A 26,994-nucleotide genomic window follows, 5' to 3' on the forward strand; every position below is an offset into this window, starting at 1 on the left:
GCAGAGTTTTCTATATTGATTATAGCATATTATCAGTAAAAAGGAAAAAAATAAAAGGAGAAATGACTTAATCATTTCTCCTTTTATTTTACATTTATTTACCAGCCATACTTTTTTCAGCAGCTTCAACTAATCGTTTAGTCATATATCCTCCAACATAACCATTTTGTCTAGAAGTTAAGTTTCCTTTATCAATACTTTCATAATTTGCAAGTCCAAGTTCATTAGCGATTTCAGCTTTCATTTGATTTAAAGCCATTCTAGCTTCAGGAACAACTGTTTTATTATTTTTTGCCATCGTTTTTCCCTCCTAGTTAAGTTTAATACAACATCGTTTGATGTTGTATTATTAATTTAACCAAATTAAAAAAGAAATATGTTAGTATTTTTTGTAATGTAGTATAATTATTGGGGAAAATGAAAAAAATAATTAAATTTATAATTTTATAGGGATTCAACTTCAAAATGAAATATTATGTTGAAGTTGGATTCCTATAGATAAGCAGCTTAAAAATGAAATATAATAAACTTAAAGTTTAAGGGAAGGAAATGCTTATGAATCAAACGGCTATATTAAAACAAAAAATAAAAGAATGGGGAGCTTCAAAGGTTGGATTTGGATATTTAGAAGATGTATTACCAGAAAATCTTAAGCATTTAAAAACAGGTATTTCGATTGCTGTAAGATTATCTGATGAAATTATTAGTCAAATAGAAGATATGCCGACACATACTTATTTTCACCATTACAGAACAGTAAATGCTTTTATTGACCAAATGACTTTAAAAATAGCTCTAGAGCTTCAAAATTTGGGTTATTTGGCTATGCCTATTCCAGCATCTCAAAGCGTAAATAAAGATGGGAAAAAATATCGTGGAATTTTTCAGCATAGAACTGCAGCTACTAGAGCAGGTATTGGATGGATTGGCAAAAATGCGTGTTTAGTAACTGAAGAATTTGGACCGAGAGTAAGGCTAGGAACAGTTCTTACTAATATGGATGCAAATTATGATGAGCCTATTGAAAAATCTCAATGTGGAGAATGTAAGAAATGTGTGAGCATTTGTCCTGCATTAGCACTGAGAGGTGGATTATGGCATCCAGGAATTAAAAGAGAAGAATTAGTAGATGCAAAGGCTTGCAGTATGCATATGCATAATCATTATCAGCATATAGGAAGAGGTGTGGTATGCGGACTTTGCATACGTGTATGTCCTAAGGGAAATAAAGTATTAAAAAGATAGGGTAGAAGACTACCCTATGTCAATTTTCTATTCATTTTTACCTTTACATCTTTTCGAATACCATGTTGATGACTGCTTTCTAATTGAGCTTTTTGAGATTTTGCTTCTCTTAGAAAATGCCTTTCGTCGATTTTAAATGTTCTTCTGCTTGATTCTACTCGATGTCCTTTAATATTAGTATATTGGCTTCTTATAGTAGACAAGAGCAGACCTCCTTTAAAAGTTTTGAATGGGAATACCTCATATTTAGTTTTTGTGCATAGATAAAAATTATGTCTTGTAAAAATTTGATTTTACGATAAAAAATTATAAAAGCTTACAAAAAATAAACTTTTTTCAAGGTGTACAAGCTAGAATATTAATTGATAGTATTATATAATATAGATAAATATATTTATATACGAAAATGAGGGAGGAAAAGATGAAAATACATAAAAAAATTATTGCAGTATTTATTTTAGCAGGATTATTATTTACTGGATGCACTTCAAAAGCTTCCCTAAATACTGACAAAGAAGAAAAAGAGGTTGTTAAAGTAGAAAAAAAGGAAGAAAAAAAAGACATTGACCTACAAAAGATTCAGCCTAATGAAGCAGGTCAGATTATGGTACTTATGTATCATAGTATAGGAGAACCTGAAGCTGAATTTACAAGAACACCAGATAATTTTAGAAAAGATTTACAAACTTTATACGAGAAAGGATATAGACCTATTAGTTTAAAGGATTATGTATCAGGAAATATTACAACAGAGGCAGGTTTTACACCTGTTGTATTAACCTTTGATGATGGATGGCAAAATAATTTTAATTTAATGAAAAATGAAAACGAAGAATGGGTAATAGATCCAGATTGTGCTGTTGCAATTTTAGAGGAATTTCACAAAGAGCATCCAGATTTTCCGCTAGAAGCCACTTTTTTTATAAATGATAATATCCCATTTGGGCAGGAAGAGTATTTAGAATATAAGCTGAAATATATTGTTGAGAAGGGAATGGATATAGGAAATCATACAGCAACTCATGTGGATTATAAAAATGTGGATGCTGAGAGAATTCAAAAAGAATTAGGGAGTATTGTAAAATTAGTAAATAAATATTTACCTGATTATGAAGTAAATACTCATGCTCTTCCTTATGGGTCAAGACCTAAGGATAAGAGCTTATATAAATACTTAGTGTCAGGGAGCTATGATGGTATAGAGTATCATAATATTGCCATATTAAATGTAGGTTGGGATCCATATAAATCTCCTTATCATATCAAATTTGATCCTTTTTCTATTCACCGTGTAAGGGGGAGTGACCTCCAAAAATATGTTAAAGGGGTAGGTATGTATGATTGGCTTAATCATTTTGAAAAAGGAAATCGAGTAAGATATGTATCTGATGGAGACCCTGATATAGTAACAGTTCCTGAAAATTATAAGAAAGTAATTGATCTTCAAAAAACAGGTAAAAAGAAAATAAGAACTTATATATTAAAAAAATCATAAGATAGCTCAAGCTATCTTATGATTTTTTTAGATACTAATACGAATAATTTTACAAAAGGAAGCAATAAAATAACATTGATTATATTAAATAATGTGTGTGCATGGGCAATTTGTCTTACTGAATTGAGAGGACTTAAGATGCATACAAAATGAGAAAATGAATAGATAAAAGGATATAGGATTATTGAGCCTGTTATATTGAATAAAAGATGAATAATGGCAGCTCTTTTTCCGTTTTTATTAGTAGCTATGCTAGAAAAAAGTGTTGTAGCACATGTACCAATGTTTTGTCCCATAATAATAGGTGTAGCTTGATAAATATTTATAAGTCCTAAGTGAGCAAGGCTTTGAAGCATTGCAACAGAAGTGCTGCTACTTTGAATTATGGCAGTAGTTATAGTACCTATGAAAATTCCCTTTAAAGGATTATTTTCTATAGACAGTATGAATTCTTTAAAGTTCATGAGATTTTGTAATGGGTTTAGAAAAGAAACCATCCATTTCATTCCTAAAAAAAGAAATGAAAATCCAATGAAAAATTTACCGATGTTTTTGCATGCTTTGGAAAACCTTAAGAAGAACAATACTATGCCTAAAAGGAATAAATAAGGGACAAATAGGAAAAAATCAAAGCTTACAAGCTGTGCTGTAAAGGTAGTGCCTATATTTGCACCCATCAATATAAAAGCTGCTTGATGAAGGTTCATTGCTTTAGAATTTACTAAACTGACAACTAATATTGAAGTTGTGCTGCTACTTTGAGTAAGAGCTGTTGCAGCAATTCCTGAAAATATACCTAATATAGGATTTGCTGTGAGGAGGGTAACTATTTTTTTTAATTGATTACTGCATAAATTCTTTATAGAGTTGTTTAATAAAATCATACCTATAAAAAAAAGCATTATACCACAAAAGGTTCCTACAATGATAGCAAATAACATAAAACCTTGCTCCTTTTCAATATTTGGAAAAAGTCTATCTTTAGTATTTTACAAAGGAAGACTTTTTTTTATGACTAAAAATATTGAAATATTTTTAGCATATTAGCATAATTTTAGAATACATTTAGTATTATAATAACAATGGATAATTGAGGGGGAGTTAAGATGAGAATATGGATTATTAATCGAAGATTGGTTTTAAGTACCATATTCATTTTATTGTTTGTAGGGGTGTCCTTTTTTTATCTTGGAGATTTTGGAGAAATGATTGTAGGTGTAATGAATAGAGATAAAGCTTTACCTATATATTGTGTAGATACAGAGGAAAAGAAAATTGCAATAAGCTTTGATGCAGCTTGGGGAGATCAGTATACAGATGGCATATTAGATATTTTAGATAAATATAATGTAAAAACAACATTTTTTTTGGTAGGATTTTGGGTGGATAAATACCCAGATATGGTAAAAAAAATTCATGAAAAGGGGCATGATATTGGAAATCATTCTAGTACACATCCTCATATGTCAAAATTATCTGTAGAACAAATCAGTAAAGAACTAAATGAAACAGGGGAAAAAATCGAAAAAATTACAGCAAAAAAACCGATATTGTTTAGACCACCATTTGGAGATTATAACAATCAATTAATTGATACAGCAAAAGAAAATGGATACTATACTATTCAGTGGGATGTGGATTCCCTTGACTGGAAAGAATTAGGTGTTCAACCAGTAGTAGATCGGGTTACACGAAATGTGAAAAATGGATCTATTGTGTTGTTTCATAATAATGCAAAATATGTATTAGAGTACCTACCACTTGTGATTGAAAGATTGCAAAAAGAAGGATATGAAATCGTACCTATATCAGAACTAATTATAAAGAAAGATTTTTATATAGATCATACAGGAATGCAGAAACCAAAAAAAGAAAATGAATAAGTCGATGTAAGGCAGATGAAGGCGAAAATATTATGTTGACTTTTTTAAAAAGGTTTTGTATAATAATACACAACTATAAAAATAGTCAAATGCTTTGAAAGAGAATAGTAAAAAAATGATGTTCTACAGAGAGTAAGCTGGTGGTGAGAGGCTTGCGAACTAGTTTTTTGAACCCGCTCTGGAGCATATGGTGATTAAGCCATTACGTTTCTAATCACGTTACGATTAGCTTAAGTGAGCCAATTGGCTAATAAGGGTGGTACCGCGAGTAAGTTCTCGTCCCTTCTCGGGATGAGGACTTTTTTGATTTTTGTTTTAAAAGTTTATGTAAACATTGTTCTGTAAAATAAAACAAAGGAGGAATTATATGAGTAAAAAAGAACAATGGGGTAGCAGATGGGGATTCATTGCTGCATCCATGGGAATGGCTATAGGAACAGGGAACATATGGAGATTCCCACGGGTGGCAGCATCTAATGGAGGAGGTCCATTTCTAATTGCTTGGACTGTTGCTTTATTTGTTTGGGCCATTCCATTGCTTATGGGTGAGATGGTAATGGGTAGAAAAACAGGCTTAGGAACTATAGGAGCCTTTCGCGATTTTGTAGGACGTAAATTTGCGTGGATGGGGACATGGATTGCTGCAATATGTTTGGCAATTATGTTTTATTACTCAGTTATTATGGGCTGGTGTATGAAGTATTTCACATTGGCTATTTCAGGTGCTTTTAAACCTGGAATGGGAACAGAAGCTACCGAAGCTATATGGAATACTTTTACGACTACACCGTCACAGACAATATTTTTTCACTTTATAGCTATAAGCATTGCAGGGGTTATTATTTATAAAGGTGTAAATGAAGGAATTGAAAAAGCTAGCAAAATTATGATCCCAACATTATTTTTATTATTAATTTTTGCAGTAATAAGATCCCTAACACTTCCTGGTGCGACAAAGGGTCTTGAATATTTATTCAGTCCTAAGTTGCATATGCTGAAAAATCCTAAAATTTGGCTTGAAGCATTTACCCAAGCAGCATGGTCAACTGGAGCTGGATGGGGCTTTATTATCACTTATGCAGTTTATACAAAGAAAAAAGAAGATATTGCGGCAAATTGTATGATTATGGGCTTTGGAAATAACGTAGGCTCTTTAATTGCAGGACTTACAATACTTCCAGCAATATTTGCTTTATCTCCAAATCAAGCATTTATTAATGAAGCAATCACTTCTGGAAATACGGGACTTGCATTTATTTATTTAGCACAGCTTTTTCCAACAATGCCAGCTGGAAGATTGCTTGCAGCAATTTTCTTTTTAGCTATGGCTATTGCAGCATTATCATCGTTACTTCCAATGATCGAGGTTGGTGTAAGGAATTTAATGGATATGGGTATGAATCGTAAAAAAGCAACGCTACTTATAATTATTGGAGGGTTTATATTTGGAATTCCTTCAGCTTATAGTCTAGATTTTTTAAATAATCAAGACTTTGTATTAGGAATTGGTTTATTGATAAGTGGATTATTTGTGGCATTTGCTCTAATGAAATATGGATTAGAAGAGATAAGAAATAAGATCATTAATACAGAATGGTCAGATATAAAGGTAGGAAAATGGTGGAGTGTATGTGTGAAATTGTTCCCTGTATTTTTTGTAAGTCTTACTGGATGGTGGATGTGGCAGGCTGTAGGTTGGTATCCTGATAGTTGGTGGAATCCATTTGAAGTATATAGCCCTGGAACAATATTACTTCAAGTTGCTTTTTGGATTATTATAGGACTTTTGACTAATAATCTATTAGCAAATAAGATTGGACAAGGAAGAGATATTACTGAAATATCTTTAGGAGAGGAGAAATAATATGTCAGGAACATCTATTTTTATGATGAGTATTACCTTGGGCTTTTATTTTATAGGATTTATTTTATTGCTAAACAAAGCTTTTAAATCAGAGAATAGTTAATATTATAGATGAATGAAAAGAGGTGTGGTCGTGCATACCTCTTTTTTTATGTGCGCCCAGCATGGGCGATAACTTGGCGGTGAAAGTCCGCTGTGGGCTTGGTAGTGGGAACCACTAGCCGAAGGCAAGGGTGTCCACCGTGAGGTGGAATCTGAAGGAAGTGTTAATGGTAGATAAATTAATTATCTACCTCCTACTCGATAGAAAAAGTACATATTTTATACAAGAAAGAGAAAAATAAGATAAAGTAGCACTCTTTGAGGTGATTTTAACAGTCGATAAAAATATATAAAAATCTATAAAAAACCATTAAACAATTTGTATATTTCTGATATTCTAATATCAGAGGTGATGTTAATGTATTCAATAGGAAAATTTTCAGAAAAATTAGGTGTAACAATACAAACTTTAAGGAATTGGGATAAAGAAGGGAAATTGTGTCCAATTAAACTTGCTAGTGGACACAGAAGGTATACAGATGAACATTTTATAATAGCTAGTAATTTACTTCAAAAACCCTTACCACGAAAAACTATTGTCTATGCAAGAGTATCTTCAAATAAGCAAAAGAATGAATTAGAACATCAACTTGAAAATTTAAAGCAGTTCTGTATTGCTAAAGGATATGTTATAGATGAAATCTTTTCAGATATTGGAAGTGCTTTAAATTACAACAGACCTAAATTTCAAAAAATGTGGGATTTAATTTTATCTAATCAAGTTGAAAGAATAATAATTGCTTATAAGGATAGGTTTGTACGATTTGGTTATGAATTCTTTGAAAGCATTTGTAAAAAATATAATGTAGAAATTATAGTTATGAACAACACAGAAGAAAAAACTTACGAACAAGAAATGGTTGAAGATTTAATGACAATAGTTCATGTTTTTTCTGCTAGGCTTTATGGTAGTAGAAGTTATAAGCAAAAGAAAATAAAAAAAGTGGTAAAGGAGTTTTTTGAAGATGGGATTCAAGAAGAAAAATGAAAACAGTATTGTATTATGCAAAAAAATTCAAATACACCCTACAAAAGAGCAAATAGCAGATATAGAAAGAGATAGTTTTTTATGTAAACTCCTTTATAATACTTATTTAGCTCAAAGAAAAGAATATTATACTTGTTACAATAAAAACATGAAAATGACAGAACAGAGAAGTCAAATTAAGCTACTACGTGAGCAAAATACAGATTATGCAAAAGTATATGCAAAATATCTTCATGCAGTTTGTATGGATTTAGCAGTAGATTATGATAATTGTGTTAAAAAAAGAAGTAGAGGAGAAAAAACTAGACTTCCTCGATATAAGGATAAGGACTATTTTTATCCACTTAAAACACCTAAGCAATATGTGAAAATAAAAGAAGATAGAATTAAATTAGGTTTTTATGAAATAAAAGTAGATGTAAATGAAATACCGACAAATTATGGAGAGGTTTGGATTGTTAAAGCTAGAAACAAATATTTAATTTCTGTGTCTTATGAAGCTAACAAAAAAGAAAACAATAACAATAATATTTTAGCAATAGATTTAGGGATTTCTAAATTTGCAACAGGTATAAATCAAAATGGAGAAGTTATTGAAATTATAAACCCAAGATATGATAAGTATTGGAATAAAAAAATAGATAAAGTAAGGTCAATGAGAGATACAAAGAAAAAGGGTAGTGGAAGATATAAAAAATTAACTAAGGCTTTAAAAAGATTATATGAGAAAAGAAGAAAACAACAAGAGCATTTTATTCATACTATAACAAAATACTTAGTCTTAAATAATAAAGAATTAATTCTTGGAGATTTATCACAAGAGCAAATGATTAAAAAATCAAATTTAACAAAATTAAACAGAAGTATAAAAGAAAATTGGGGGTTAGGTAAATTCAAGACATTTTTAACATACAAGGCAAAATTGCATGATGTTAAAGTGGTTTATATAAATGAAGCCTACACATCTAAAACTTGTTCAAATTGTGGTAATCGAAAGAGCATGGAATTATCAAAAAGAGTTTATAAGTGTATGTGTGGTATGACATTAGATAGAGATATTAATTCAAGTATTAATATTTTTAATAAACACAATAAAAATAAAGCACTGAATTATAAAAATATAAATCAAGTAACTACTCTACATTTTCATTTTGGAAAATTAGTTGCTTGATTTTAAGAAAGGAAGTGAACAAAAGTACTGTTGGCTTGCGGTATAGCATTGTAGAGAAATGCTATTATGTACACTAATATTGTAAAAATATTGAGTGTATGAATAAAATCTATAATTTTTATATATTTATTAAGATTTTTATAGATTTTATAAAGCTGATAAATGCATGTTATTTGAAGGAGTAAATATATATAATAAAGTTTTTTCGAAGCTAAAAAAAATAGGGATTGCAGGAACAAATGGAAAAACTACAACAGCTAAGATATTATGTCAAATATTAAAAGAACAAGGAATACATATTGGATTTATTAGTAAAGATGAAATTAGCATTAATGAGGAAAGAATAGAAAATGAATTTAAAGATTTAAATGAGGAAAAATTATCTTTTTTTTTAGATGAAATAGTTAAAAATGATGTAGAAATTGTTATAGTAGAAGTAGATGATAGATGTTTAGAGAAAAATATTTTTCAGGGTATAGATTTTGATATTATTATATATACAAGCATAGAGATAGAATATATGAATAGTATTCAAAGCATAGAATTTTATATGAAGTTGCAAAAAAGTCTATTGAAGTATCTATCAGATAATGGAATTATTATTATCAATGCAGATGACCAAAATAGCTTCAAGCTATTAGAAAATATAAAGGATCGATTAATTATTACTTATGGACTTTCTTCTAAAGCTACTATTACAGCATCAAGTATAGATATTGCACCTATTCAATTTAATTGTTGTATACAACGGGGAATGACCTCACTAAATAATATGGATATTGAGCCGATGGAATTTCCGATCAATATGGATTTTATTGGAATACATAATGTATACAATGCTTTGGCTTCTATTGCAATAGTACTTATCTATGGTATTTTGCCAGAAAATATTATGAAAGCAGTAAAAAAATTTAAAAGCATAAAAAGAAGAATGTATAAAATTAATAATGATCAGTATCAAATTATAGATGATAGATGTCAGAATCCAGCTAGTTTTGAAGCTGTATTTGAAGCAGTTCAAAGTATTGATTATGAAAAATTATATATTGTAAATAGTATTATAGGCAGCAAAGGAATAGAATTAAATAAAAGGAATGCTAAGATTATTGCTAATTGGATGAGAGGATTAAAATCTGCTAAATTGATTACAACCTGTAGTATAGATGTAGTAGATGGTAAAGATAAAGTTTTAGAAGATGAACGAATTGGATTTTATGAAGTTATGAAAGAAAATGGAATATTTTGTGATCATAAAGATAGGTTGGAAGATGCATTAGCGATTGCGTTATCTCATGCGAGCAAAAATGATTTGATTCTACTTCTTGGAGGCAGTGGAATGGATGAGGGTGAAAATTTGATTATGAAGCTTTTAAAAGGGAAAAATTAATTTTCTCTTTTTTTTATTTCATTAGCATAATCTCGTCCGATGGTGAATAAATATAGTTGTAGATTAGCCCTTAAAGAGTACATAAGAATTAGGAAGGAGCGTGGGGGTTAAATGACAGATCGAGTAATTGATACGAATATAGTAACAGTTGTAGGAGAGATTTATTCACCTTCAGTTTTTAGTCATGAAATGTATGGAGAAGGGTTTTATACTTTTGAGATAAAAGTTCCTAGATTAAGTGAATATAATGACATATTGCCTGTGACTATTTCAGAACGATTGATAATGGATTTAGATATGAATATAGGAACAGTTGTTAAGATTGAGGGACAGTTACGATCATACAACAAATATGTAGATGGAAAAAACAGGCTTATTTTAACTATTTTTGCTCGTGATATGTCACTATGTAAAGAAGAAGTGAAAAATCCAAATTATATTTTTTTAGATGGTTATATTTGTAAACCACCTGTATATCGATCAACACCGTTTGGAAGAGAGATTACAGACATGTTGATTGCTGTTAACAGACCGTACAATAAGTCTGATTATATTCCATGTATTGCTTGGGGGAGAAATGCAAGATTTTCAGAAAAACTAAAGGTAGGAGATCATTTGAAAATATGGGGAAGAGTACAGAGCAGAGAATATCAAAAAAAATTAAGAGATGATAAAGTAGAAACAAGAATAGCTTACGAGGTATCTATATCAAAAATGGAAATGAGTGATGAAAATAATAAAGCAGCCCAATAAAAATAGAGTAATTTTTATAGCTTAATGGAAATCACACTTTTTTATGTATATTGTTTGATAACAAAAATACAAAGGGAGTGTGATTTTTTATGCATAAAGGAATTGAGCAATCTGCCCAATTCCTTTATACAATTAGCATCTTCCGAAAAAGCTATCGAATCCTCCACAGATACAAAATAGTATTATTAGCAATAATAAGAAGAACAACAAGTTATCATCACATCCACCAAAAATGCCACCGATACCGCCACATTGTTGATCAGCCAAAAAAATACACCTCCTTTAGTCAATTTCTAAGTAACAAAATCTTTAAAGTACATCTTAGTTCTTTTAACATTTTTTCAATAAGATTATCAAAGGTATTTTTGATTTTTTATATTTCATCATTAAGCTTTAGTATTGTTTACTTATAATAAAATATGCATTGAGGATCATATATGTTACAAATAAAAATAAATAAAAGACCAAGATGGGACTTGGTCTTTTCATGAGGTGTTAGCAACGCCCGAAGTAAGGCCAGCAGAATAAAACTACTAATAATAAGAAGAAGAATAACAATTCGTCTCCGCATCCACCGCAATATCCATCAGCCATGTATTTACACCCCCTTTTATAATTATGTATATATTTATTTTTTTTCTTAATATAAAGTATGCTAGATACAGGACATGTGTTACATTTTTAGTAAACCTTATTTACGGCTTTAGACATGGTATAATGGTGCTTTGCATCAGTAATTATGTTATAATATATTTAGTCAAGTGCGAGGCGTGAAAATATTATAAAACTGAATTAGGAGTGAAGAAAGTGAACTATTGGGTCATTGGAGGGGCAATCCTTTTTATTATACTCATTAGTATGCAATATTCTTTAAATAAGATTATTGTACTATTGAAAGAAATCAAAGAAATATTATATAGATTAGATATAAAAGATAAGATTAAATAAGTATTTTATATAAAAAACAAAAAATTCTTTGCAAATGAGTGAATTTGTGTTTATAATAGATTTGTATCTTTTGAATATTAAGGAATAGCTAAAGAATAAGAAGGGGATATAATGATTACTACAGTTACCTTAAATCCCGCCATTGATCGGGCATATGTTATCAATGATTTTAAACCAAATAAGAAGTATCATTTAGATATAGATGAAGTAAAAATTACTGCTGGTGGTAAGGGGTTAAATGTAGCACGAGTAGCTGCTATTTTAGGAGAAAAAGTGAATGCTACAGGATTACTTGGAGGATACTCTGGCAAATTTATTCAAGAAGAATTGGACAAGCTTAATATCAGTACATCCTTTGTACCAATAAATAAAGCTTCTCGAATATTTACTGCTATTGTAGATCCACTCAATAATACAGAAACAATTGTAGCGGAAAAGGGACCTGTAGTAACAAAAAGAGAGCTTAATGCGTTTGTAAAAGAGTTTGTGAAAATTTTAAAATACAGTGAAATAATTGTTGCAGCAGGATCTGTACCAAAGGGACTTCCTAAAACTATTTATGGGGACATGGTAAAGATTGCACGGGATAATAATGTAAAGATGATTATTGATGCTAGTGGAAGCTATTTGGAAGAGGCGATAAAAGCAAGACCTTTTATGATTAAGCCTAATCTTGAAGAACTAGAGGAGTTAGTAGGATATCAATTGGATAGTGAATACAAAATTGTTTTTGAATGTAAGCATATCTGCAAGCAAGGGATAGAAGTTGTAGGAATTTCTATGGGAGAGGCTGGTGCCATTTTTGTTACAAAAGATGGGGCTTATAAGGTGTGTGCACCAAAAGTATCTCAAATTAATTCAGTAGGATGTGGAGATGCATTTGTAGCAGGGTTTGCAGTATCTATTTATAGAAAAAATACTTTAGAAGAAGCTTTTAGAATGGCTGTAGCTACAGGAACTGCTAATGCAATTGAGGGAAAAATTGGATATGTGAATTTGGAATTTGTAAAAAAATTCTATAACGAAGTAAAAGTAATAAAGTTGGACTAATGTGCCAGCTTTTTTTTATGATATAATCGTATTGAATATAATGATAAGGATGATGATTATGAACCTTACGAATATTGTTTCGAGTGTTCAAAATATTGCTGAAGCTATAGCAAGCGTTATTAAGGTAGATGTAACTATTGTAGATAATGATCTTAATAGAATTGCTGCTACAGGACGGTATAAAAATCATATTGGTGAAAAAGTAAATAGACATTCTGTCTTTGGTTTTGCACTTCAGCAAGGAGAAAGCTTTATTATTGAAAATCCTAGAAATCATGAGGCCTGTCTTAAATGTGAAAAGATAAAAGAATGTAAAGAATATGCAGAAGTTTGTTGTCCTATTAAAGTAAATGATGAGATCATTGGAGTCATAGGACTTATTGCTTTTGAAGAAAAGCAGAGAGAAGCTATTATAGATAATAAAGTAAATCTTATGGAATTCTTAAATAGAATGGCAGATTTGATAGCTTCAAAGCTATTAGAAAAAGAAAAGACATACAGGATGAAGCTTTTAGCAAGAGAACTAGAAACAGTACTTCATTCTGTAGATAGAGGGATTATTGCAGTTAATGAGAATGGATTAGTACTCCATTATAATAAAAAAGCTGCGCAATTATTTAAAATGAACGAAAACGAAGTAGTTCATATGAATATAAAACAATTATTAGAAGATTTTGACTTAAGCAGTTTTATTACGAAAAATATTCCTATAAAAAATAGAGAATTTAGTTATAAAAGGAATGGATATTATTTTAGAGGAGTATTTGATGCAAATCCTATTTTAGCAGGAAAAAAGAATTTTGGATTTGTTTTTACCTTTAGCAAGATTTCTGAGGTGCTAAGTGTAGTAAATGACATTGCCACAAGGACGATGGCAACAAGCTTTGATCATATTATAGGAAATAGTGGCTGTCTTAAAAAAGTAAAATATGCGGCTAAAAGAGCTGCAAGATCAACTTCAACTGTTTTAATTCAAGGAGAGAGTGGAACGGGTAAAGAATTATTTGCTAGAGCTATACATTTTTATAGTGATCGAGCAAAAGAACCCTTTATCCCTATCAATTGTGCAGCTATTCCTGAGCAATTATTAGAGAGTGAACTTTTTGGATATGAGGAAGGTGCTTTTACTGGATCTAAAAAAGGTGGAAAAACTGGTAAATTTGAATTAGCCCATAAAGGAACTCTGTTTTTAGACGAAATTGGGGATATGCCAATCCATCTTCAAACAAAGCTTTTAAGAGTATTGCAGGAGTATGTGATTGAAAAGGTTGGAGGAAAAGATTTTATACCTATAGATGTCAGAATTATTGCAGCAACAAATAAAAAGTTAGAAGAACAAGTATTAGAAGGTGCATTTAGAGAAGATTTATTTTATCGTTTAAATGTGATTCCGTTAAATATTCCACCACTAAGACAGAGGAGAGAGGACATAGAGGTTTTAGTAGAATATTTACTTGAAAAATGTAATAGAAAGCTAGGGAAGAATATTTTAAAAATTGATGAGTATGCATTAAAAATACTTATGAACTATAAATGGCCTGGCAATGTAAGAGAACTTGAGAATACTATTGAATATGCTGTAAATATGTGTAGTGGGAATAGGATTACACCACAAGATTTGCCAAACAGACTAAGAAATAAAGAAATAAATTTGAAAGAGAAGGACTTTGAAAGAATTGTTCCTATTAAAGAATTAGAAATAAAAGAAATAAAAAAAGCTTTAGATTACTTTGGAAATACAAAGCAGGCCATAACAAAGGCAGCTAAGGCTCTAGGAATGAGCCGAGCAACGCTTTATAGAAAATTAAAAGATTATGGGATAAAACAGTCTTAAAATGAGAATATATTCTCATTTTAAGACTGTTTTTATCTTATTATGAGAAAGTACAATATAAGAACGTTGAAATTCTAATCTTTATTTTTGGCATAAATTTTGCAATTTTCTCTTTATAGAATATTAAAAAAGAAGGAGGGTTTTCTGTGAAATATAGAAATCTTATAATTGAAACGTTAAAGAGAGAAGTTGTACCTGCTATGGGTTGTACGGAACCAGTAGCAGTAGCATTAGCTTGCGCAAAGGCAAAAGAATTAATAGATTTTAATTATATAAAAAAAGCAGAGGTTTATGTGAGTCCTAATATATATAAAAATGGTTTAAGTGTAGGAATTCCAAATACTAATGAAGTAGGACTTCATATTGCAGCAGCTTTAGGGTTTATTGGAGGAAAGAGTGAAAAAGAGTTGCAGGTTTTAGATGGAATTCAAGAAAAGGATGTTGTTTTAGCAAATGAGTTGTTAGAAAGTGGAAAATTAACATTAGGGATTAAGGATACTAAAGAAAAGATATATGTTGAAGTAAACTTCGTATCAGATCAAGGAAGTAGTAAGAGTATTATAAAAGGAAAGCATAATCGATTTACTTATTTAGAAAGAAATCAAGAAGTTTTATTAGAAGAAAAGGAATGCATTGGAAAAGCAAAGGATGATATGAATTTATTATATACTTTAAAAATAAATGATATTATAAAGGAAATAGAAAAAATACCTTATGAGGAAATTGCCTTTATGATGGAAGGCATTGAAATGAATGAAAAGATAGCAATGGAAGGACTAAAACAAAAAAGAGGAATGGGTGTAGGGTTTAGTTTATATGAAAATATGAAAAAGGGAATGTTATCAGATGATTTGATGAATTATGCTATGATGATTACTGCTGCTGCATCAGATGCAAGAATGTCTGGAATGAGTATGTCTGTAATGAGTAGTAATGGAAGTGGAAATAATGGGCTAACAGCAATTCTTCCTATTGTAGCCTATAAAAATAAATTTCATGTAGAGAAGGAAAGATTAGCAAGAGCATTGGCAATTAGTCATATTATGAATAGTTATATTAAATATTATATAGGAAGATTATCTGCTATTTGTGGCTGTGGTGTTGCCGCAGCAACCGGTGCAAGTGTGGCGATTGTATGGCTGATGGGAGCAAATGATAAACAAATAGAGGGAACTATAAAAAATATGATTGCTAATGTTAGTGGTATGATTTGTGATGGTGCAAAGGTTGGATGTGCATTAAAACTTGCAACTTCCGCAGCTACTGCTGTTCAGTCAGCTATTTTAGCATTAAATAATAATATTGTACCTGCTAAGAATGGTATTGTTGCAGATACAGCTGAAGAAACAATAAAGAATTTAGGAACATTATCTCAAGAAGGAATGAGTATTACAGATCATGTTATATTAAAAGTTATGAAAAATATGCAAGCTTCCTAAAAAAAGAAAAATAAGTAAAAATTGTCGAGTAAGTTCTTATAATTGACAAAGTAAAGAATATAGATTAGAATATTGACTTATAAAGGATACTGATTGAAACTGGAGGCGAAGCAAAATATGAGTATAGAAAATAAGAGAAAAGAGATTCTTTTTTCTAGAGAAGATATTCAGAAGAGAGTAGAAGAATTAGGAAAGCAAATTACAAAAGATTATGAAGGAAAAAAAATATTAGCTGTATCTTTATTAAAGGGCAGTTTTATTTTTGCTGCAGATATAGTAAGAGAAATTGATGCGCCTGTTCGTGTTGAATTTATGGCTACTTCAAGCTATGGGCATGGAGAAAAATCTTCAGGAAATGTAAAGGTTTTATATGATTTAAATATGGATCTTGAAGGCTATGATGTTTTAGTAATTGATGATATTGCTGATACAGGTCTTACAATGAAATATGTATTAGAGCATCTAAAAGCGAAAAATCCAGCGAGTATTAAATGCTGTGTATTATTAGATAAGCCGTCAAGAAGAAAAACAGAGCTTAAAGCAGATTATGTTGGATTTACTATACCAGATAAGTTTATTGTAGGATATGGATTAAATTACGGTGATTATTATAGAAATGTTCCTTATGTATTTGCTTTTGTTGATTAAGTGATGAAACTCATATAAAATACAAATGATTAGACTGATAAGTTATAAGACCAACAGTAGTTTATGCTGTTGGTTTTTTTACAGTTTATTGATTCCGGAAAAAAGGAATTGTGTTCATAAAAACGGAAAAATTATAAAGGGAATGAATCTGCAAATATATAAATAAATCATAAAAAGAGTTTAATATTTTAAAAGTTCGAAAAAGTGAACGGATAGAAGATAGAGCTTTTTTATAATTGGTAAATTAAATCATAAAAGGTATTAAATATAATAAAAAAATTATTTTTATAAACATGAATGAAGTAAATCCTTTTATTAATTCAATAAATTTTATTTTTATTGTTAAATTGGCACAGACATTGCTAATAATATTGTTTGAAATAATATAAAATAATTAAGGAGTTGAAGTAATGAAAGGAACAGAAATCATAGGTAATAATTTTTACTTCGGAGGATGTGATACAGTAAAATTAGCTAAAAAGTATGGAACTCCTCTTTATGTTATATCAGAAGACTATATATGTGAAAGATGTAAAGAAGTAAGAGAAGATTTTTTGAATAAATATGAAAATACTAGAGCTGTTTATGCAGGCAAAGCATTTTTAACATTAGAGATGTGTAGAATTATAGAAAGAGAAGGACTTGGAATAGATGTTGTTTCAGGTGGAGAAATATATACTGTTATAAAAGCAGGTTTTCCAATGGAAAAAGTAATATTTCACGGAAATAATAAAACAATAGATGAAATAGAATTGGCAGTCAAAAATAATGTGGGCAGAATTGTTGTTGATAATTTATATGAATTAGATTTGCTAAATAGTGTAGCACAAGCTCATGGTAAAAAAATGAAAATTCTATTTAGGATTACTCCTGGGGTAGATAGTCATACACATAAATATATTAGTACAGGGCAAGTAGATTCTAAGTTTGGAATACCTCTTAAAGGAAATATCATAAATGAAGCTATAAAAAGGGCTATTGATGTATCAAATGTTGAATTAATGGGCTTTCATTTTCATGTAGGCTCACAGCTTTTTGACAATTCCTCTCATATAAAAGCTGTTAAAACATTAGTCAAATTAATGAATGATATGAAAGAGGAAGTAGGATTTATTACAAAAGAATTAAATACAGGTGGAGGATTTGGTATCTATTATGTAAAAGGAGATACACCAAAGCCTTTAAATTATTTTACAGATGCTATTATGCATACTATTCAAGATGAGTGTAGCAAATATGGTCTTTCAATACCGCAGGTGATTATTGAACCAGGAAGATGGATTGTAGGAGAAGCAGGTATCACTTTATATACAATAGGTTCTATTAAAAAAATACCTGGCGTGCGAGTTTATGTAGGGGTTGATGGAGGATTTCCAGATAATCCAAGATCAGCACTTTATGATGCAAAATATGAAGTAGTTGTTGCAAATAAAATGGATAAAGAAAAAAATAATTTGGTAACAATAGCAGGAAAGTGCTGTGAGTCAGGAGATATTCTAAGATATGATTTAAAAGTACCTTCTCTTGATACGGGAGATATTTTAGTATTTAAAAGTACAGGTGCATATCATTATTCTATGGCAAGTAATTATAACAAAATACCAAGACCTGCTGTTATTATGGTAAAAAAAGGGACAGATCGTTTGATAGTAAAAAGAGAAACTTATGAAGATTTATTAAGGAATGAGCTGTAAAGACGGTATAATAATAGCATAAAGGGAATGAAGGAGGCTTTATGATGAAATTTACGAAAATGCATGGAGCAGGAAATGATTTTGTATTATTCAATGGTCTAGAACAAAAGATTGATGATTATGGAAAATTGGCTTTACAGGTATGCGACCGACATTTTAGTGTAGGTGGAGATGGCATGATGGTTGTTGAAAAAAGTAATATAGCAGATATGAAGATGATTTATTTTAATTCAGATGGTTCTCAAGGTGAAATGTGTGGCAATGGTATAAGGTGTTTTGCTAAGTTTGTATATGATAATAAAATTTTGGATAAAGAAATTTTTACTGTAGAAACTTTAGCAGGAATAAAAACTATATGGCTTGATGTTGAAAAGGATAGAGTAAAATCTGTAAAAGTAAATATGGGAAAGCCAATATTTAATGCAAAAGATATACCTGTTGCGTATAAAGAGCAAAGAGTCATTGAAAAAAATATTGAAATAAATGGGCAAAAGATAATTTTTTCATCTGTGTTAGTAGGGGTACCTCATACGGTGATTTTTGTAGATAGTATTAATGATATAGATATTAATGAACTAGGACGTAAAATAGAAAATCATCCTATCTTTCCTAAAAAAACAAATGTAAATTTTGTTGAGATAAATAGTCGCAATAGTATAAATGTATACACATGGGAAAGAGGAGCAGGAAGGACATTAGCGTGTGGTACTGGTTGTTGTTCAAGTGTTGTAGTTGGAAATGTTTTAAATAAGCTTGATAAAAAAGTAGAGGTTCGAGCGGAAGGTGGAATAATTGAAGTTGAAATAAAAGATGAATTTGAAATTTTTATGAAAGGTACTGCTACCACAATTTGTGTAGGAGAATTTAAACAATTTTAAGCTGAGGAAATTCCTCAGCTTTAGCCTCTTAAATCATCTAATAATTTTGTTTTATCGGCAGTCTTTTCATCTTTTTCTTTGATGATTTTTGCAGGGGAACCAGCAACAACAGCACCTTTAGGAACATCTTTTGTAACAATAGCTCCAGCAGCAACTACTGCTCCTTTCCCTACTCGAATACCTTCTAATATAACAGCGTTAGCACCAATCATTACGTCATCTTCTATTATTACTGGAGATGCACTAGGGGGTTCTAATACGCCTGCAATAACAGCTCCTGCACCTACATGTACGTTTTTACCAATGGTAGCACGAGCTCCAAGTACAGCATTCATATCGATCATAGTTCCTTCTCCGATTTCAGATCCTATATTAATTACAGCACCCATCATAATTACTGCGTTTTTTCCGATTTTTACGCGATCTCTTATTATAGCACCCGGCTCAATCCGTGCATCGATTGCTTTAATATCAAGCATAGGAATGGCAGAGTTTCTTCGGTCGTTTTCTATTTCATAATCTTTTATAAGATTTTTATATTTTGATAAGTAATCTGAAACTTGATTATACTCACCGAATAGAATCCAAAAATTTTCATGACCAAATTTTTTGATGTTATCAGCTGGAGCATCGTTAAGATTACCGTTTACATAAGCTTTTACAGGTGTAGATTTTTTTGCATTTTTAATAAACTTTGCAATGGCATAAGGATTTGTTAAATCTATATTTTCATTAGTTGATTTTTTTTCTGTATTCATTAGTGAAATCAGTCCTTTCTTTTTCTATTATCATTTCTATTATTTTAGCATGTCATTCATATTATAGAAACCATTTTGTTTAGATTTTAGAAATTTTGCAGCTTTTATTGCACCTAAAGCAAATATATCTTTAGAAAGGGCTGTATGCTTGATCTCTATGATTTCATCAGGACCGGCAAAAATGACTGTGTGTTCTCCAACGATACTGCCTCCACGAATAGCGTGGATACCTATTTCTTTATTTTTTCTTTTTTCACTTCGACCGTATCTTCCGTAGATAAATTCTTTTTCATTCTGAAAAGCTTCGTTGATGCTATTTGCAATCAAGTAAGCTGTACCGCTAGGAGCGTCAACCTTTTCATTATGATGCTTTTCTATGATTTCAATATCGAAATCCTTTAGTGAAGTAGCTGCTTTTTTAGCTAAATCTGTAAGAACATTGACTCCTAATGACATATTTCCTGTTTGAAATATAGGTATTTGTTTAGAAGCCTCTGTAAGGTTTTTTAAATCTTCTCCACTAAGTCCTGTAGTTGCTACAACTAAAGGAGTTTTTGTATCTAAGCTATATTTTAAAATTTCTAGTAATGCACTGTGATGAGAAAAATCTATAATGACATCGGCTTTTTCTTTGCACTCACAAGCGTTTTTATATACAGGAAATGGATTTTTGAATTTATTTGCATTTATATCGATTCCTGCTATGATTTCTATATCTTTTTCTTGTGTGATTAGCTTTACTAAAACTCTACCCATTTTTCCATTACATCCACTTAAAATTACCTTCATTAAGAAAATCCTCCCTTTTTTATTGGATAAGACCATATGCTTGCATGTTTTGTTTTAAAGTTTCTAAATTTTTATCATCCATTGGTACAAGAGGTAATCTTAGATTACCTACATCAAAATTCATCAAATTCATAGCTGTTTTTACTGGAATAGGATTAACTTCAATGAATAATGCATCAATTAATGCTTTCATATCAAGCTGAAGTTTACAAGCTCCTTTTACATCACCGTCCATGAATTTTTGTACCATTTTATGAGTATCCTTAGGAGTGATATTTGCAACAACAGAAATTACACCAGAGCCTCCTAGAGATAATAAAGGTACAACCATATCATCGTTACCAGAATAGATATAAAAGTCATCAGGAGTTAGACGTGATATTTCTGCGACCTGAGCGATATTGCCACTAGCCTCTTTTACACCTTTTATATTAGGGTATTTATCTGCTAAACTCGCTAAAGTTTTAGGAAGTATATTTACTCCAGTTCTGCTAGGGACGTTATAAACGATGATTGGAATACTTATAGCTTCTGCAATTGCACCAAAGTGAGCTATAAGTCCTTTTTGTGTGGTTTTATTGTAATAAGGTGTGATGATTAATACAGCATCTACACCTATTTTTTCTGCATATTGACTCATCTTTATAGCATGATCTGTACAGTTGCTTCCCGTTCCAGCGATTACTGGAATACGTCCATTTATTTTTTCTACTGTAAATTTAATGGTTTCTTTTTTTTCTTCATCTGTCATAGTAGATGCTTCTCCAGTAGTACCACAGATGATAATTGCGTCAGTTCCTTGTTCTACATGCCAGTTTAATATTTCTTCTAGCTTTTTAAAATTAACCTTTCCATCTTTAAAGGGGGTAACCATGGCAACGCCAGAACCGGTAAATAAACTCATAAAAAACCATCCTTTCATTTATTTAAAAATTCATATTATTTATGCTGATTATTTTAATGTAGGAATCAAAAGCTCTGCTATTTGAATAGTATTTGTTGCAGCTCCTTTTCTAATATTATCTGCTACTACCCATAAATTTAGACCATTTTCAAGACTGAAATCTCGTCTTATGCGTCCCACATAAACTTCATCAGTTCCTGTAGCACTTCTTGCTAGAGGATATATATTGTTAGCTACATCATCTTGAAGTATAACTCCAGGAGCATTTTTTAAAATGCTTTTTACATCCTCTAATTCAAATGGTTTTTCAAATTCAATATTTATAGATTCACTATGAGAATTTTTTACAGGAACTCTTACAGTAGTTGCTGTAATCTTTAGATTATAATCATTTAAAATCTTTTTTGTTTCATTAATCATTTTCATTTCTTCTTTTGTATAACCATTTTCTAAGAATACATCAATATGAGGAAGACAATTTCCAGCGATAGGATGTGGATAAGCTGATAGAATATCATTACCTTTTAAGCCTTCTTCTAAATCGGCTACACCTTTTACACCTGAACCAGATACAGCCTGATAAGTAGAGTATACAATTCTTTTTATCTTATATTGGTCATGTAGAGGCTTTAAAGCAACAACTGCTTGGATAGTAGAACAGTTAGGATTTGCTATAATTCCTTTATGCCACTTTATATCTTCAGGATTTACCTCAGGAACAACTAGAGGAATATCCTTTTCCATTCTCCAAGCACTGCTATTATCTACAACGATTACTCCCTTTGAAGCAGCAATAGGAGCAAATCTTTTACTAATATCTCCACCTGCTGAGAAAAGAGCAATATCAATAGCTCTATCAAAAGAGTTTTCAGTTAATTCCTCTACTGTAAATTCTTTTCCTTTACAAGTTAGCTTTTGACCAACTGATTTTTTAGATGCGAATACATATAAATTTTCATATGGAAAATCTCTTTCTTCTAGTACTTTTAAAAATGTTCTTCCAACCATGCCAGTAGCACCTACTACTGCAATATTTATTTTTTTCATATTTTAACCTCCTAGAAGCATATTTTTAATAAAGCTAAATACAATGTGTTGTACTTATATTTTTCCAATTTCCACCTGAACGTTTTTTTTAGCTATTTTATTGAGTTCTTCTTTGTCTGCTTTATCATCTGTAATGAGTATATGAATTTGATCAAGGCTACATACATTTGCAAATGTAATTCTTCCTATTTTTCTATAATCTGTAATAACAATATTTTGTCTGCTGTTTTCAATAACAGCCTTTAAAAAGTCGCTGCTATCAATGGTTGAAGTACTCAAACCTGTATGATTAATGCCAGCACAAGGGATAAAGGCTTTATCAAAATAATAATTTTTCAAATTATTTATTGCTCTAGAACCTAAGATGTTGCCCTTGTAGTTTTTGATATGACCTCCGATCATAACTGTTTCAATATTAGGGATTTGACAAATTTCTTTTGCTATATCTAAGGAATTGGTAACAACTGTAATATTTTTATCTTTGAACATTGGAATCATAAGCAGACTGACCATACTGCCCATAAGCATGATAGTATCGCCATCATCTATAAACTGTACTGCTTTTTTTGCAATCTTTTTTTTCTCTTCAAGGGCTTTTGTCTTTCCTTCTTCTATTGATGGAATCCACCTTGATTTTTCTATTCGAACGGCTCCACCGTGAGTTTTTTTGAGAAGTCCTTTTTTTTCTAAGGCTGTAAGATCTCGCCGAATTGTATATATGGATACACTAAAGGTATTTGTTAATTGCTGTAGATTTACAATTCCTTCTTTTTCGATAAGGTCTAGTATTTTTTTTCTTCGAGCTTCTGTAATCAAAACAATGGCCCCCTGTATTTAATTTGATGATTAACTTCTGCTAATAATATTATAATATATTTATGAATATTTGGTTACATTTATGATATATGATTATATAATATATGTCAAAATGTTTTTGAAAGATTTCAGAAATTTAAGATTTATATAAGGAAGTTTATATAACAAAAGGGTTATTTAACGTAAAAACTAAAAACTTTTTCTTCCCTAAGCTCCCAAAAAACGATAAAATACTTTATAGGTGATTTTATTATAGTATGGGGTGAAAATATGATTCATATTGAAAAAGAAATTATAAAGCTGAAGGATGAAGTAATGCTTATAAGAAGAGAATTGCATAAGATTCCTGAAATTGGCTTTGAGGAAGAAAAGACTAGTCAATTTATTGCAAAAAAGCTTGAGGAGTATGGGATAAAGGTTTATAAAAACATTACCAAAACAGGTGTTGTTGGTTATTTAAAGGGAAGCGTTGGTAAAAATACAATTGCATTTCGGGCAGATATGGATGCGCTTAGTATAAAAGAGGAGACTAATCTTTCTTACAAGTCGGAGCATGAGGGATTTATGCATGCATGTGGACATGATGCACATATGAGTGTTGTTCTTGGACTTGCAAAATATTTATCTTTTCATAAAGAAAATGTAAGAGATAATATAGTTTTCTTATTTCAACCAGCAGAAGAAGGTCCTGGTGGTGCACAGCCTATGATTGAGGAAGGAGTTCTTGAGAAATTTAATATTGATAAAATTATAGGACTTCATGTTTATCCAGAAGTAGTACAGGGGAAAATTGGGTGCAAAAAAGGTGCTTTGATGGCTCAAACAGGTGAATTTGATATAAAGGTATATGGGGAGAGTAGTCATGGTGCAATTCCTCAAAAGGGGAAGGACAGTATTGTTATTGCCGCGAATATTATTTCAGCTTATCAGACTATTATCAGTAGAAGTACGAATCCTATAGAGGGAGCTGTGCTGACCATAGGAAAGATGTGGGCAGGTGAAAGAAGGAATGTTATTGCAGGTAGTGCATATTTAGAAGGTACAATTAGGACTTTTCATGAAGAAGTATATAAAAAAATAAAGGAAAGAATGTCAGCAATAGCTAAAGGCATTGAGAAAATGTATGATTGCAGAATAGAAATTACCTTTCGTGATATGTATCCAGCGGTAGTGAATGATGACGAGCTAGTAGATGTGCTTATAAATGCTATTGGTAATGAAAATATTGAATTTATTGAACCGCAGATGATTGCTGAAGATTTTTCATATTTTCAAAGACAGATTCCGGGACTTTTTTTCTTTTTAGGTGTTAGGAATGAGAAAGAAGGATATGTATATCCTCTGCATCATTGTCAATTTAATTTTCATGAAGAAGTATTACTTACAGGAATACAAGTATATGTAAATATTTTAAGAACACTAAAGGGATTAGAATAGTTATGCAGAAGGGGTGAATTATTTGGAAAAAAAACATAGAATTGGATTGTTAGGAATAAATATATTATACTTTATTACAGCTATTTTATTATTAACTGTAGGATATTATGTACAGAGTAAAGATATAAAAATGGGACTGATTATTACAGAATATATACTTGTTTTATTGCCGCCAATCATTTATATCAAAATAAAAGGAGGTAGTTTTAAGAAGATTTTAAGACTAAATCCATTAAAATTAAAATATACATGGATGGTTATGGTCATTACAATCCTTATTTATCCAGTAGCTTTGTTTTTTAATTTGATTGTTATGACGTTTCTTAGTAAGTTAGGAAGAATTGAGCCTCCGCCTATTCCTACTGCAAACAATATAGGAGAATATTTTGTACTAATGCTAATTATTTCTATGTCCGCAGGAATATGTGAAGAAGTATTTTTTAGGGGATTGGTTATGCGAGGATATGAAAGATTAGGTCAAATCAATGCAATTGTAATATCTGCTATTTTGTTTGGGCTATTTCACTTTAATCTTCAAAATTTTGCAGGACCTATTATTCTTGGACTGGTTTTCGGTTTTTTAGTATATAGAACAGATTCTATATTTGCAGGAATTATTGGTCATATGACTAATAATGGTATAGCAGTAACGTTAGGCTTTATTCTAAACTATTATAATTCAAAGCTTAATCATTCAAAAGAGGTATTGCAGCAACAGATGCCGAATACAATGCAGTTAATTTTAGGAACTATTCTTATAGGCATTATTGCCGTTGCTACAGGAGCTGTAGCTTATATTTTGATGAAAAAGCTTATAAAAGAAACAAAGAATATATCCTATGAGGTAGAAAATTATGAAGAACCTAAAAAAATGTCTATATTTGTATTTACACCGATACTGCTAACAGTTATTATATTTATATATGTTTCGTATGCACAGTTAAACTATATTATGACTAAATAAAGTTGGGAGTGTTGAAATGGAAAAAATCGCTATTGTGACGGATTCTTCATGTGATTTGCCAGATGAAGTTGTAAAAAACTATGATATAAAAATAATTCCTCTTCGAATTATTTATTCAAAGAGAGAATATAGAGATCGAATAGAAATTTGTGCTGATGAAGTTTATGAGAAATTAGAAAATGAGATCCCAAAAACTTCTTTACCATCTCCTGAAGATGTAAATGATTTGTTTAAAAAATTACAAGAACAAGGATATACTCATGTTCTTGGGATATTTCTTTCTAGTGCTTTAAGTGGTACCTATAACATGATAAAGAAGTTGGCAGAAGCTTTTAAAGGATTAAAATTCAAATTAGTAGATTCTAAAACATTATCTATGGGACTTGGATTTTTAGTACTTAAAGCAGCAGAGGAAATAAAAAAGTCTAATGATTTTTTGAAAGCTTATGAAATGACAGAAAAAGCAATCAAAAACTCGAGCCTTTTTTTTGTATTAAAGACACTAGATTATCTAAGAAAAGGTGGAAGAATAGGTTTAGTTGAAGGAACTATAGGAGAACTTCTTGGAATCAAGCCTATTATATCTGTAGATGAAGAAGGAAAATATTATCCTTATGCAAAGGTTAGAGGAAGAAAAAAGTCTATAGAAGAACTTTATAAAATCATAAAGGAAAAATTAAAAGATAAGAAGTGCAAAATCGCTGTTATGCATGGATATGCTGAAAAAGAAGCACAGAAACTCATTGAAAAAATAAAAGAAATTGAAAATGTTGAAGATGCTTTTTTCGGTCAAATCAGTCCTGTTTTGGGTGTTCATACAGGACCTGGGTTAATTGGAGTAGGTGTTTTTGAAGTATAAAATATCATGATGTAAAAATTTAGGTATAAAAATTATACCCC

Annotated in this window: 26 protein-coding genes and 1 other annotated feature; of the genes, 18 read left to right on the top strand and 8 right to left on the bottom strand. The window is 30.5% G+C overall.

From position 1 onward, the window contains the following. Positions 1-94: 94 nt before the first annotated feature. The gene (locus KVH43_RS09230) at positions 95-298 is read right to left on the bottom strand and encodes an alpha/beta-type small acid-soluble spore protein (protein ID WP_218282251.1); all 204 of its coding nucleotides are present in this window, start codon (positions 296-298) and stop codon (positions 95-97) included. A gap of 257 nt (positions 299-555) precedes the next feature. Between KVH43_RS09230 and KVH43_RS09235 the strand changes: the two genes are divergently transcribed. After that, positions 556-1,245 carry a 4Fe-4S double cluster binding domain-containing protein gene (locus KVH43_RS09235; protein WP_218282252.1) on the top strand — a complete coding sequence of 230 codons (690 nt, stop codon included), beginning with the start codon at positions 556-558 and terminating at the stop codon, positions 1,243-1,245. Between the two features lie 14 nt (positions 1,246-1,259). Here KVH43_RS09235 and KVH43_RS09240 read toward each other — a convergent pair whose 3' ends face one another. After that, positions 1,260-1,448, bottom strand: coding sequence for a hypothetical protein (locus KVH43_RS09240; protein WP_218282253.1), 189 nt, complete (start codon positions 1,446-1,448; stop codon positions 1,260-1,262). Positions 1,449-1,666: 218 nt separating this feature from the next. On the opposite strand from KVH43_RS09240, the gene KVH43_RS09245 reads away from it, so the two are divergent. After that, positions 1,667-2,740, top strand: a complete 1,074-nt coding sequence (locus tag KVH43_RS09245; protein ID WP_218282254.1) for a polysaccharide deacetylase family protein — start codon at positions 1,667-1,669, stop codon at positions 2,738-2,740. A gap of 11 nt (positions 2,741-2,751) precedes the next feature. On the opposite strand, the gene KVH43_RS09250 is transcribed toward KVH43_RS09245, so the two are convergent. Further along, positions 2,752-3,681, bottom strand: a complete 930-nt coding sequence (locus KVH43_RS09250) for a Na/Pi cotransporter family protein (protein ID WP_218282255.1) — start codon at positions 3,679-3,681, stop codon at positions 2,752-2,754. A 165-nt stretch (positions 3,682-3,846) separates the two neighbouring features. On the opposite strand from KVH43_RS09250, the gene pdaB reads away from it, so the two are divergent. From pdaB to dapF, 13 genes are all read left to right on the top strand, one after another. Continuing rightward, positions 3,847-4,623, top strand: a complete 777-nt coding sequence (gene pdaB / locus KVH43_RS09255) for a polysaccharide deacetylase family sporulation protein PdaB (protein WP_218282256.1) — start codon at positions 3,847-3,849, stop codon at positions 4,621-4,623. 85 nt (positions 4,624-4,708) lie between these two features. Next, positions 4,709-4,910, top strand: a binding site (T-box leader). 80 nt (positions 4,911-4,990) lie between these two features. Then, the gene (locus KVH43_RS09260) at positions 4,991-6,487 is read left to right on the top strand and encodes a sodium-dependent transporter (RefSeq protein WP_218282257.1); all 1,497 of its coding nucleotides are present in this window, start codon (positions 4,991-4,993) and stop codon (positions 6,485-6,487) included. Positions 6,488-6,941: 454 nt separating this feature from the next. Continuing rightward, entirely contained in the window at positions 6,942-7,577 is a 636-nt protein-coding gene (locus tag KVH43_RS09265) for an IS607 family transposase (protein ID WP_218282258.1), read from the top strand. Continuing rightward, positions 7,555-8,748, top strand: coding sequence for an RNA-guided endonuclease InsQ/TnpB family protein (locus KVH43_RS09270; RefSeq protein ID WP_218282259.1), 1,194 nt, complete (start codon positions 7,555-7,557; stop codon positions 8,746-8,748). Before KVH43_RS09265 ends, KVH43_RS09270 begins: the two co-directional genes overlap by 23 nt. Before the next feature lie 166 nt (positions 8,749-8,914). Next, positions 8,915-10,135: a Mur ligase family protein gene (locus KVH43_RS09275; RefSeq protein ID WP_218282260.1), complete on the top strand. Its 1,221-nt coding sequence runs from the start codon at positions 8,915-8,917 to the stop codon at positions 10,133-10,135. Between the two features lie 111 nt (positions 10,136-10,246). Beyond that, the gene (locus tag KVH43_RS09280; protein WP_218282261.1) at positions 10,247-10,888 is read left to right on the top strand and encodes a single-stranded DNA-binding protein; all 642 of its coding nucleotides are present in this window, start codon (positions 10,247-10,249) and stop codon (positions 10,886-10,888) included. Between the two features lie 807 nt (positions 10,889-11,695). Continuing rightward, on the top strand, positions 11,696-11,836 hold the full coding sequence (locus KVH43_RS09285; RefSeq protein WP_218282262.1) for a hypothetical protein: 141 nt from the start codon (positions 11,696-11,698) through the stop codon (positions 11,834-11,836). Between the two features lie 111 nt (positions 11,837-11,947). Beyond that, complete coding sequence (locus KVH43_RS09290; protein ID WP_218282263.1) at positions 11,948-12,886, top strand: 1-phosphofructokinase family hexose kinase; 939 nt, start codon at positions 11,948-11,950, stop codon at positions 12,884-12,886. A 58-nt stretch (positions 12,887-12,944) separates the two neighbouring features. After that, on the top strand, positions 12,945-14,720 hold the full coding sequence (locus tag KVH43_RS09295) for a sigma-54-dependent Fis family transcriptional regulator (RefSeq protein WP_218282264.1): 1,776 nt from the start codon (positions 12,945-12,947) through the stop codon (positions 14,718-14,720). A 146-nt stretch (positions 14,721-14,866) separates the two neighbouring features. Continuing rightward, positions 14,867-16,159 (top strand): L-cysteine desulfidase family protein, encoded by a 1,293-nt coding sequence (locus KVH43_RS09300; RefSeq protein WP_255547731.1) that lies wholly within the window; start codon positions 14,867-14,869, stop codon positions 16,157-16,159. A gap of 123 nt (positions 16,160-16,282) precedes the next feature. Continuing rightward, positions 16,283-16,807: a hypoxanthine phosphoribosyltransferase gene (gene hpt, locus KVH43_RS09305; RefSeq protein WP_338028380.1), complete on the top strand. Its 525-nt coding sequence runs from the start codon at positions 16,283-16,285 to the stop codon at positions 16,805-16,807. A gap of 410 nt (positions 16,808-17,217) precedes the next feature. After that, positions 17,218-18,501: a diaminopimelate decarboxylase gene (gene lysA / locus KVH43_RS09310; protein ID WP_218282266.1), complete on the top strand. Its 1,284-nt coding sequence runs from the start codon at positions 17,218-17,220 to the stop codon at positions 18,499-18,501. 44 nt (positions 18,502-18,545) lie between these two features. After that, complete coding sequence (gene dapF, locus KVH43_RS09315; RefSeq protein WP_218282267.1) at positions 18,546-19,379, top strand: diaminopimelate epimerase; 834 nt, start codon at positions 18,546-18,548, stop codon at positions 19,377-19,379. 20 nt (positions 19,380-19,399) lie between these two features. Here the strand turns inward: dapF and dapD are convergent, their stop codons facing one another. The 5 genes from dapD to KVH43_RS09340 are packed head-to-tail and all read right to left on the bottom strand — an operon-like array spanning position 19,400 to position 23,693. After that, complete coding sequence (dapD, locus tag KVH43_RS09320) at positions 19,400-20,137, bottom strand: 2,3,4,5-tetrahydropyridine-2,6-dicarboxylate N-acetyltransferase (protein ID WP_218282268.1); 738 nt, start codon at positions 20,135-20,137, stop codon at positions 19,400-19,402. Positions 20,138-20,176: 39 nt separating this feature from the next. Further along, positions 20,177-20,926 carry a 4-hydroxy-tetrahydrodipicolinate reductase gene (gene dapB, locus KVH43_RS09325; protein WP_218282269.1) on the bottom strand — a complete coding sequence of 250 codons (750 nt, stop codon included), beginning with the start codon at positions 20,924-20,926 and terminating at the stop codon, positions 20,177-20,179. Between the two features lie 19 nt (positions 20,927-20,945). Beyond that, on the bottom strand, positions 20,946-21,830 hold the full coding sequence (gene dapA / locus KVH43_RS09330; RefSeq protein WP_218282270.1) for a 4-hydroxy-tetrahydrodipicolinate synthase: 885 nt from the start codon (positions 21,828-21,830) through the stop codon (positions 20,946-20,948). 48 nt (positions 21,831-21,878) lie between these two features. Further along, positions 21,879-22,877 carry an aspartate-semialdehyde dehydrogenase gene (locus KVH43_RS09335; protein WP_218282271.1) on the bottom strand — a complete coding sequence of 333 codons (999 nt, stop codon included), beginning with the start codon at positions 22,875-22,877 and terminating at the stop codon, positions 21,879-21,881. A 54-nt stretch (positions 22,878-22,931) separates the two neighbouring features. Continuing rightward, positions 22,932-23,693, bottom strand: coding sequence for a DeoR/GlpR family DNA-binding transcription regulator (locus KVH43_RS09340; RefSeq protein WP_218282272.1), 762 nt, complete (start codon positions 23,691-23,693; stop codon positions 22,932-22,934). 270 nt (positions 23,694-23,963) lie between these two features. Here KVH43_RS09340 and KVH43_RS09345 point away from each other — a divergent pair, with 270 nt between their 5' ends. The 3 genes from KVH43_RS09345 to KVH43_RS09355 are packed head-to-tail and all read left to right on the top strand — an operon-like array spanning position 23,964 to position 26,953. Further along, on the top strand, positions 23,964-25,130 hold the full coding sequence (locus tag KVH43_RS09345) for a M20 metallopeptidase family protein (protein ID WP_218282273.1): 1,167 nt from the start codon (positions 23,964-23,966) through the stop codon (positions 25,128-25,130). A 22-nt stretch (positions 25,131-25,152) separates the two neighbouring features. Then, the gene (locus KVH43_RS09350; RefSeq protein WP_218282274.1) at positions 25,153-26,094 is read left to right on the top strand and encodes a type II CAAX endopeptidase family protein; all 942 of its coding nucleotides are present in this window, start codon (positions 25,153-25,155) and stop codon (positions 26,092-26,094) included. A gap of 16 nt (positions 26,095-26,110) precedes the next feature. Further along, positions 26,111-26,953 carry a DegV family protein gene (locus tag KVH43_RS09355; RefSeq protein WP_218282275.1) on the top strand — a complete coding sequence of 281 codons (843 nt, stop codon included), beginning with the start codon at positions 26,111-26,113 and terminating at the stop codon, positions 26,951-26,953. The last annotated feature ends 41 nt before the right edge of the window (positions 26,954-26,994 follow it).

Origin of the sequence: Crassaminicella indica (assembly GCF_019203185.1) — a bacterium.
Classification (GTDB): Bacteria; Bacillota; Clostridia; order Peptostreptococcales; family Thermotaleaceae; genus Crassaminicella; species Crassaminicella indica.

What these genes read in the sequence shown, in the direction of transcription:
- KVH43_RS09265 (WP_218282258.1), top strand. Translation starts at nt 6,942, where the DNA reads ATGTTAATGTATTCAATAGGAAAATTTTCAGAAAAATTAGGTGTAACA.
- KVH43_RS09355 (WP_218282275.1), top strand. Translation starts at nt 26,111, where the DNA reads ATGGAAAAAATCGCTATTGTGACGGATTCTTCATGTGATTTGCCAGAT.
- dapB (WP_218282269.1), bottom strand. Translation starts at nt 20,926, where the DNA reads ATGAAGGTAATTTTAAGTGGATGTAATGGAAAAATGGGTAGAGTTTTA.
- KVH43_RS09245 (WP_218282254.1), top strand. Translation starts at nt 1,667, where the DNA reads ATGAAAATACATAAAAAAATTATTGCAGTATTTATTTTAGCAGGATTA.
- pdaB (WP_218282256.1), top strand. Translation starts at nt 3,847, where the DNA reads ATGAGAATATGGATTATTAATCGAAGATTGGTTTTAAGTACCATATTC.
- KVH43_RS09335 (WP_218282271.1), bottom strand. Translation starts at nt 22,877, where the DNA reads ATGAAAAAAATAAATATTGCAGTAGTAGGTGCTACTGGCATGGTTGGA.
- KVH43_RS09260 (WP_218282257.1), top strand. Translation starts at nt 4,991, where the DNA reads ATGAGTAAAAAAGAACAATGGGGTAGCAGATGGGGATTCATTGCTGCA.
- dapA (WP_218282270.1), bottom strand. Translation starts at nt 21,830, where the DNA reads ATGAGTTTATTTACCGGTTCTGGCGTTGCCATGGTTACCCCCTTTAAA.
- KVH43_RS09275 (WP_218282260.1), top strand. Translation starts at nt 8,915, where the DNA reads ATGTTATTTGAAGGAGTAAATATATATAATAAAGTTTTTTCGAAGCTA.
- KVH43_RS09250 (WP_218282255.1), bottom strand. Translation starts at nt 3,681, where the DNA reads ATGTTATTTGCTATCATTGTAGGAACCTTTTGTGGTATAATGCTTTTT.
- KVH43_RS09280 (WP_218282261.1), top strand. Translation starts at nt 10,247, where the DNA reads ATGACAGATCGAGTAATTGATACGAATATAGTAACAGTTGTAGGAGAG.
- KVH43_RS09345 (WP_218282273.1), top strand. Translation starts at nt 23,964, where the DNA reads ATGATTCATATTGAAAAAGAAATTATAAAGCTGAAGGATGAAGTAATG.
- dapD (WP_218282268.1), bottom strand. Translation starts at nt 20,137, where the DNA reads ATGAATACAGAAAAAAAATCAACTAATGAAAATATAGATTTAACAAAT.
- KVH43_RS09235 (WP_218282252.1), top strand. Translation starts at nt 556, where the DNA reads ATGAATCAAACGGCTATATTAAAACAAAAAATAAAAGAATGGGGAGCT.
- KVH43_RS09270 (WP_218282259.1), top strand. Translation starts at nt 7,555, where the DNA reads ATGGGATTCAAGAAGAAAAATGAAAACAGTATTGTATTATGCAAAAAA.
- dapF (WP_218282267.1), top strand. Translation starts at nt 18,546, where the DNA reads ATGAAATTTACGAAAATGCATGGAGCAGGAAATGATTTTGTATTATTC.
- KVH43_RS09290 (WP_218282263.1), top strand. Translation starts at nt 11,948, where the DNA reads ATGATTACTACAGTTACCTTAAATCCCGCCATTGATCGGGCATATGTT.
- KVH43_RS09295 (WP_218282264.1), top strand. Translation starts at nt 12,945, where the DNA reads ATGAACCTTACGAATATTGTTTCGAGTGTTCAAAATATTGCTGAAGCT.
- lysA (WP_218282266.1), top strand. Translation starts at nt 17,218, where the DNA reads ATGAAAGGAACAGAAATCATAGGTAATAATTTTTACTTCGGAGGATGT.
- KVH43_RS09230 (WP_218282251.1), bottom strand. Translation starts at nt 298, where the DNA reads ATGGCAAAAAATAATAAAACAGTTGTTCCTGAAGCTAGAATGGCTTTA.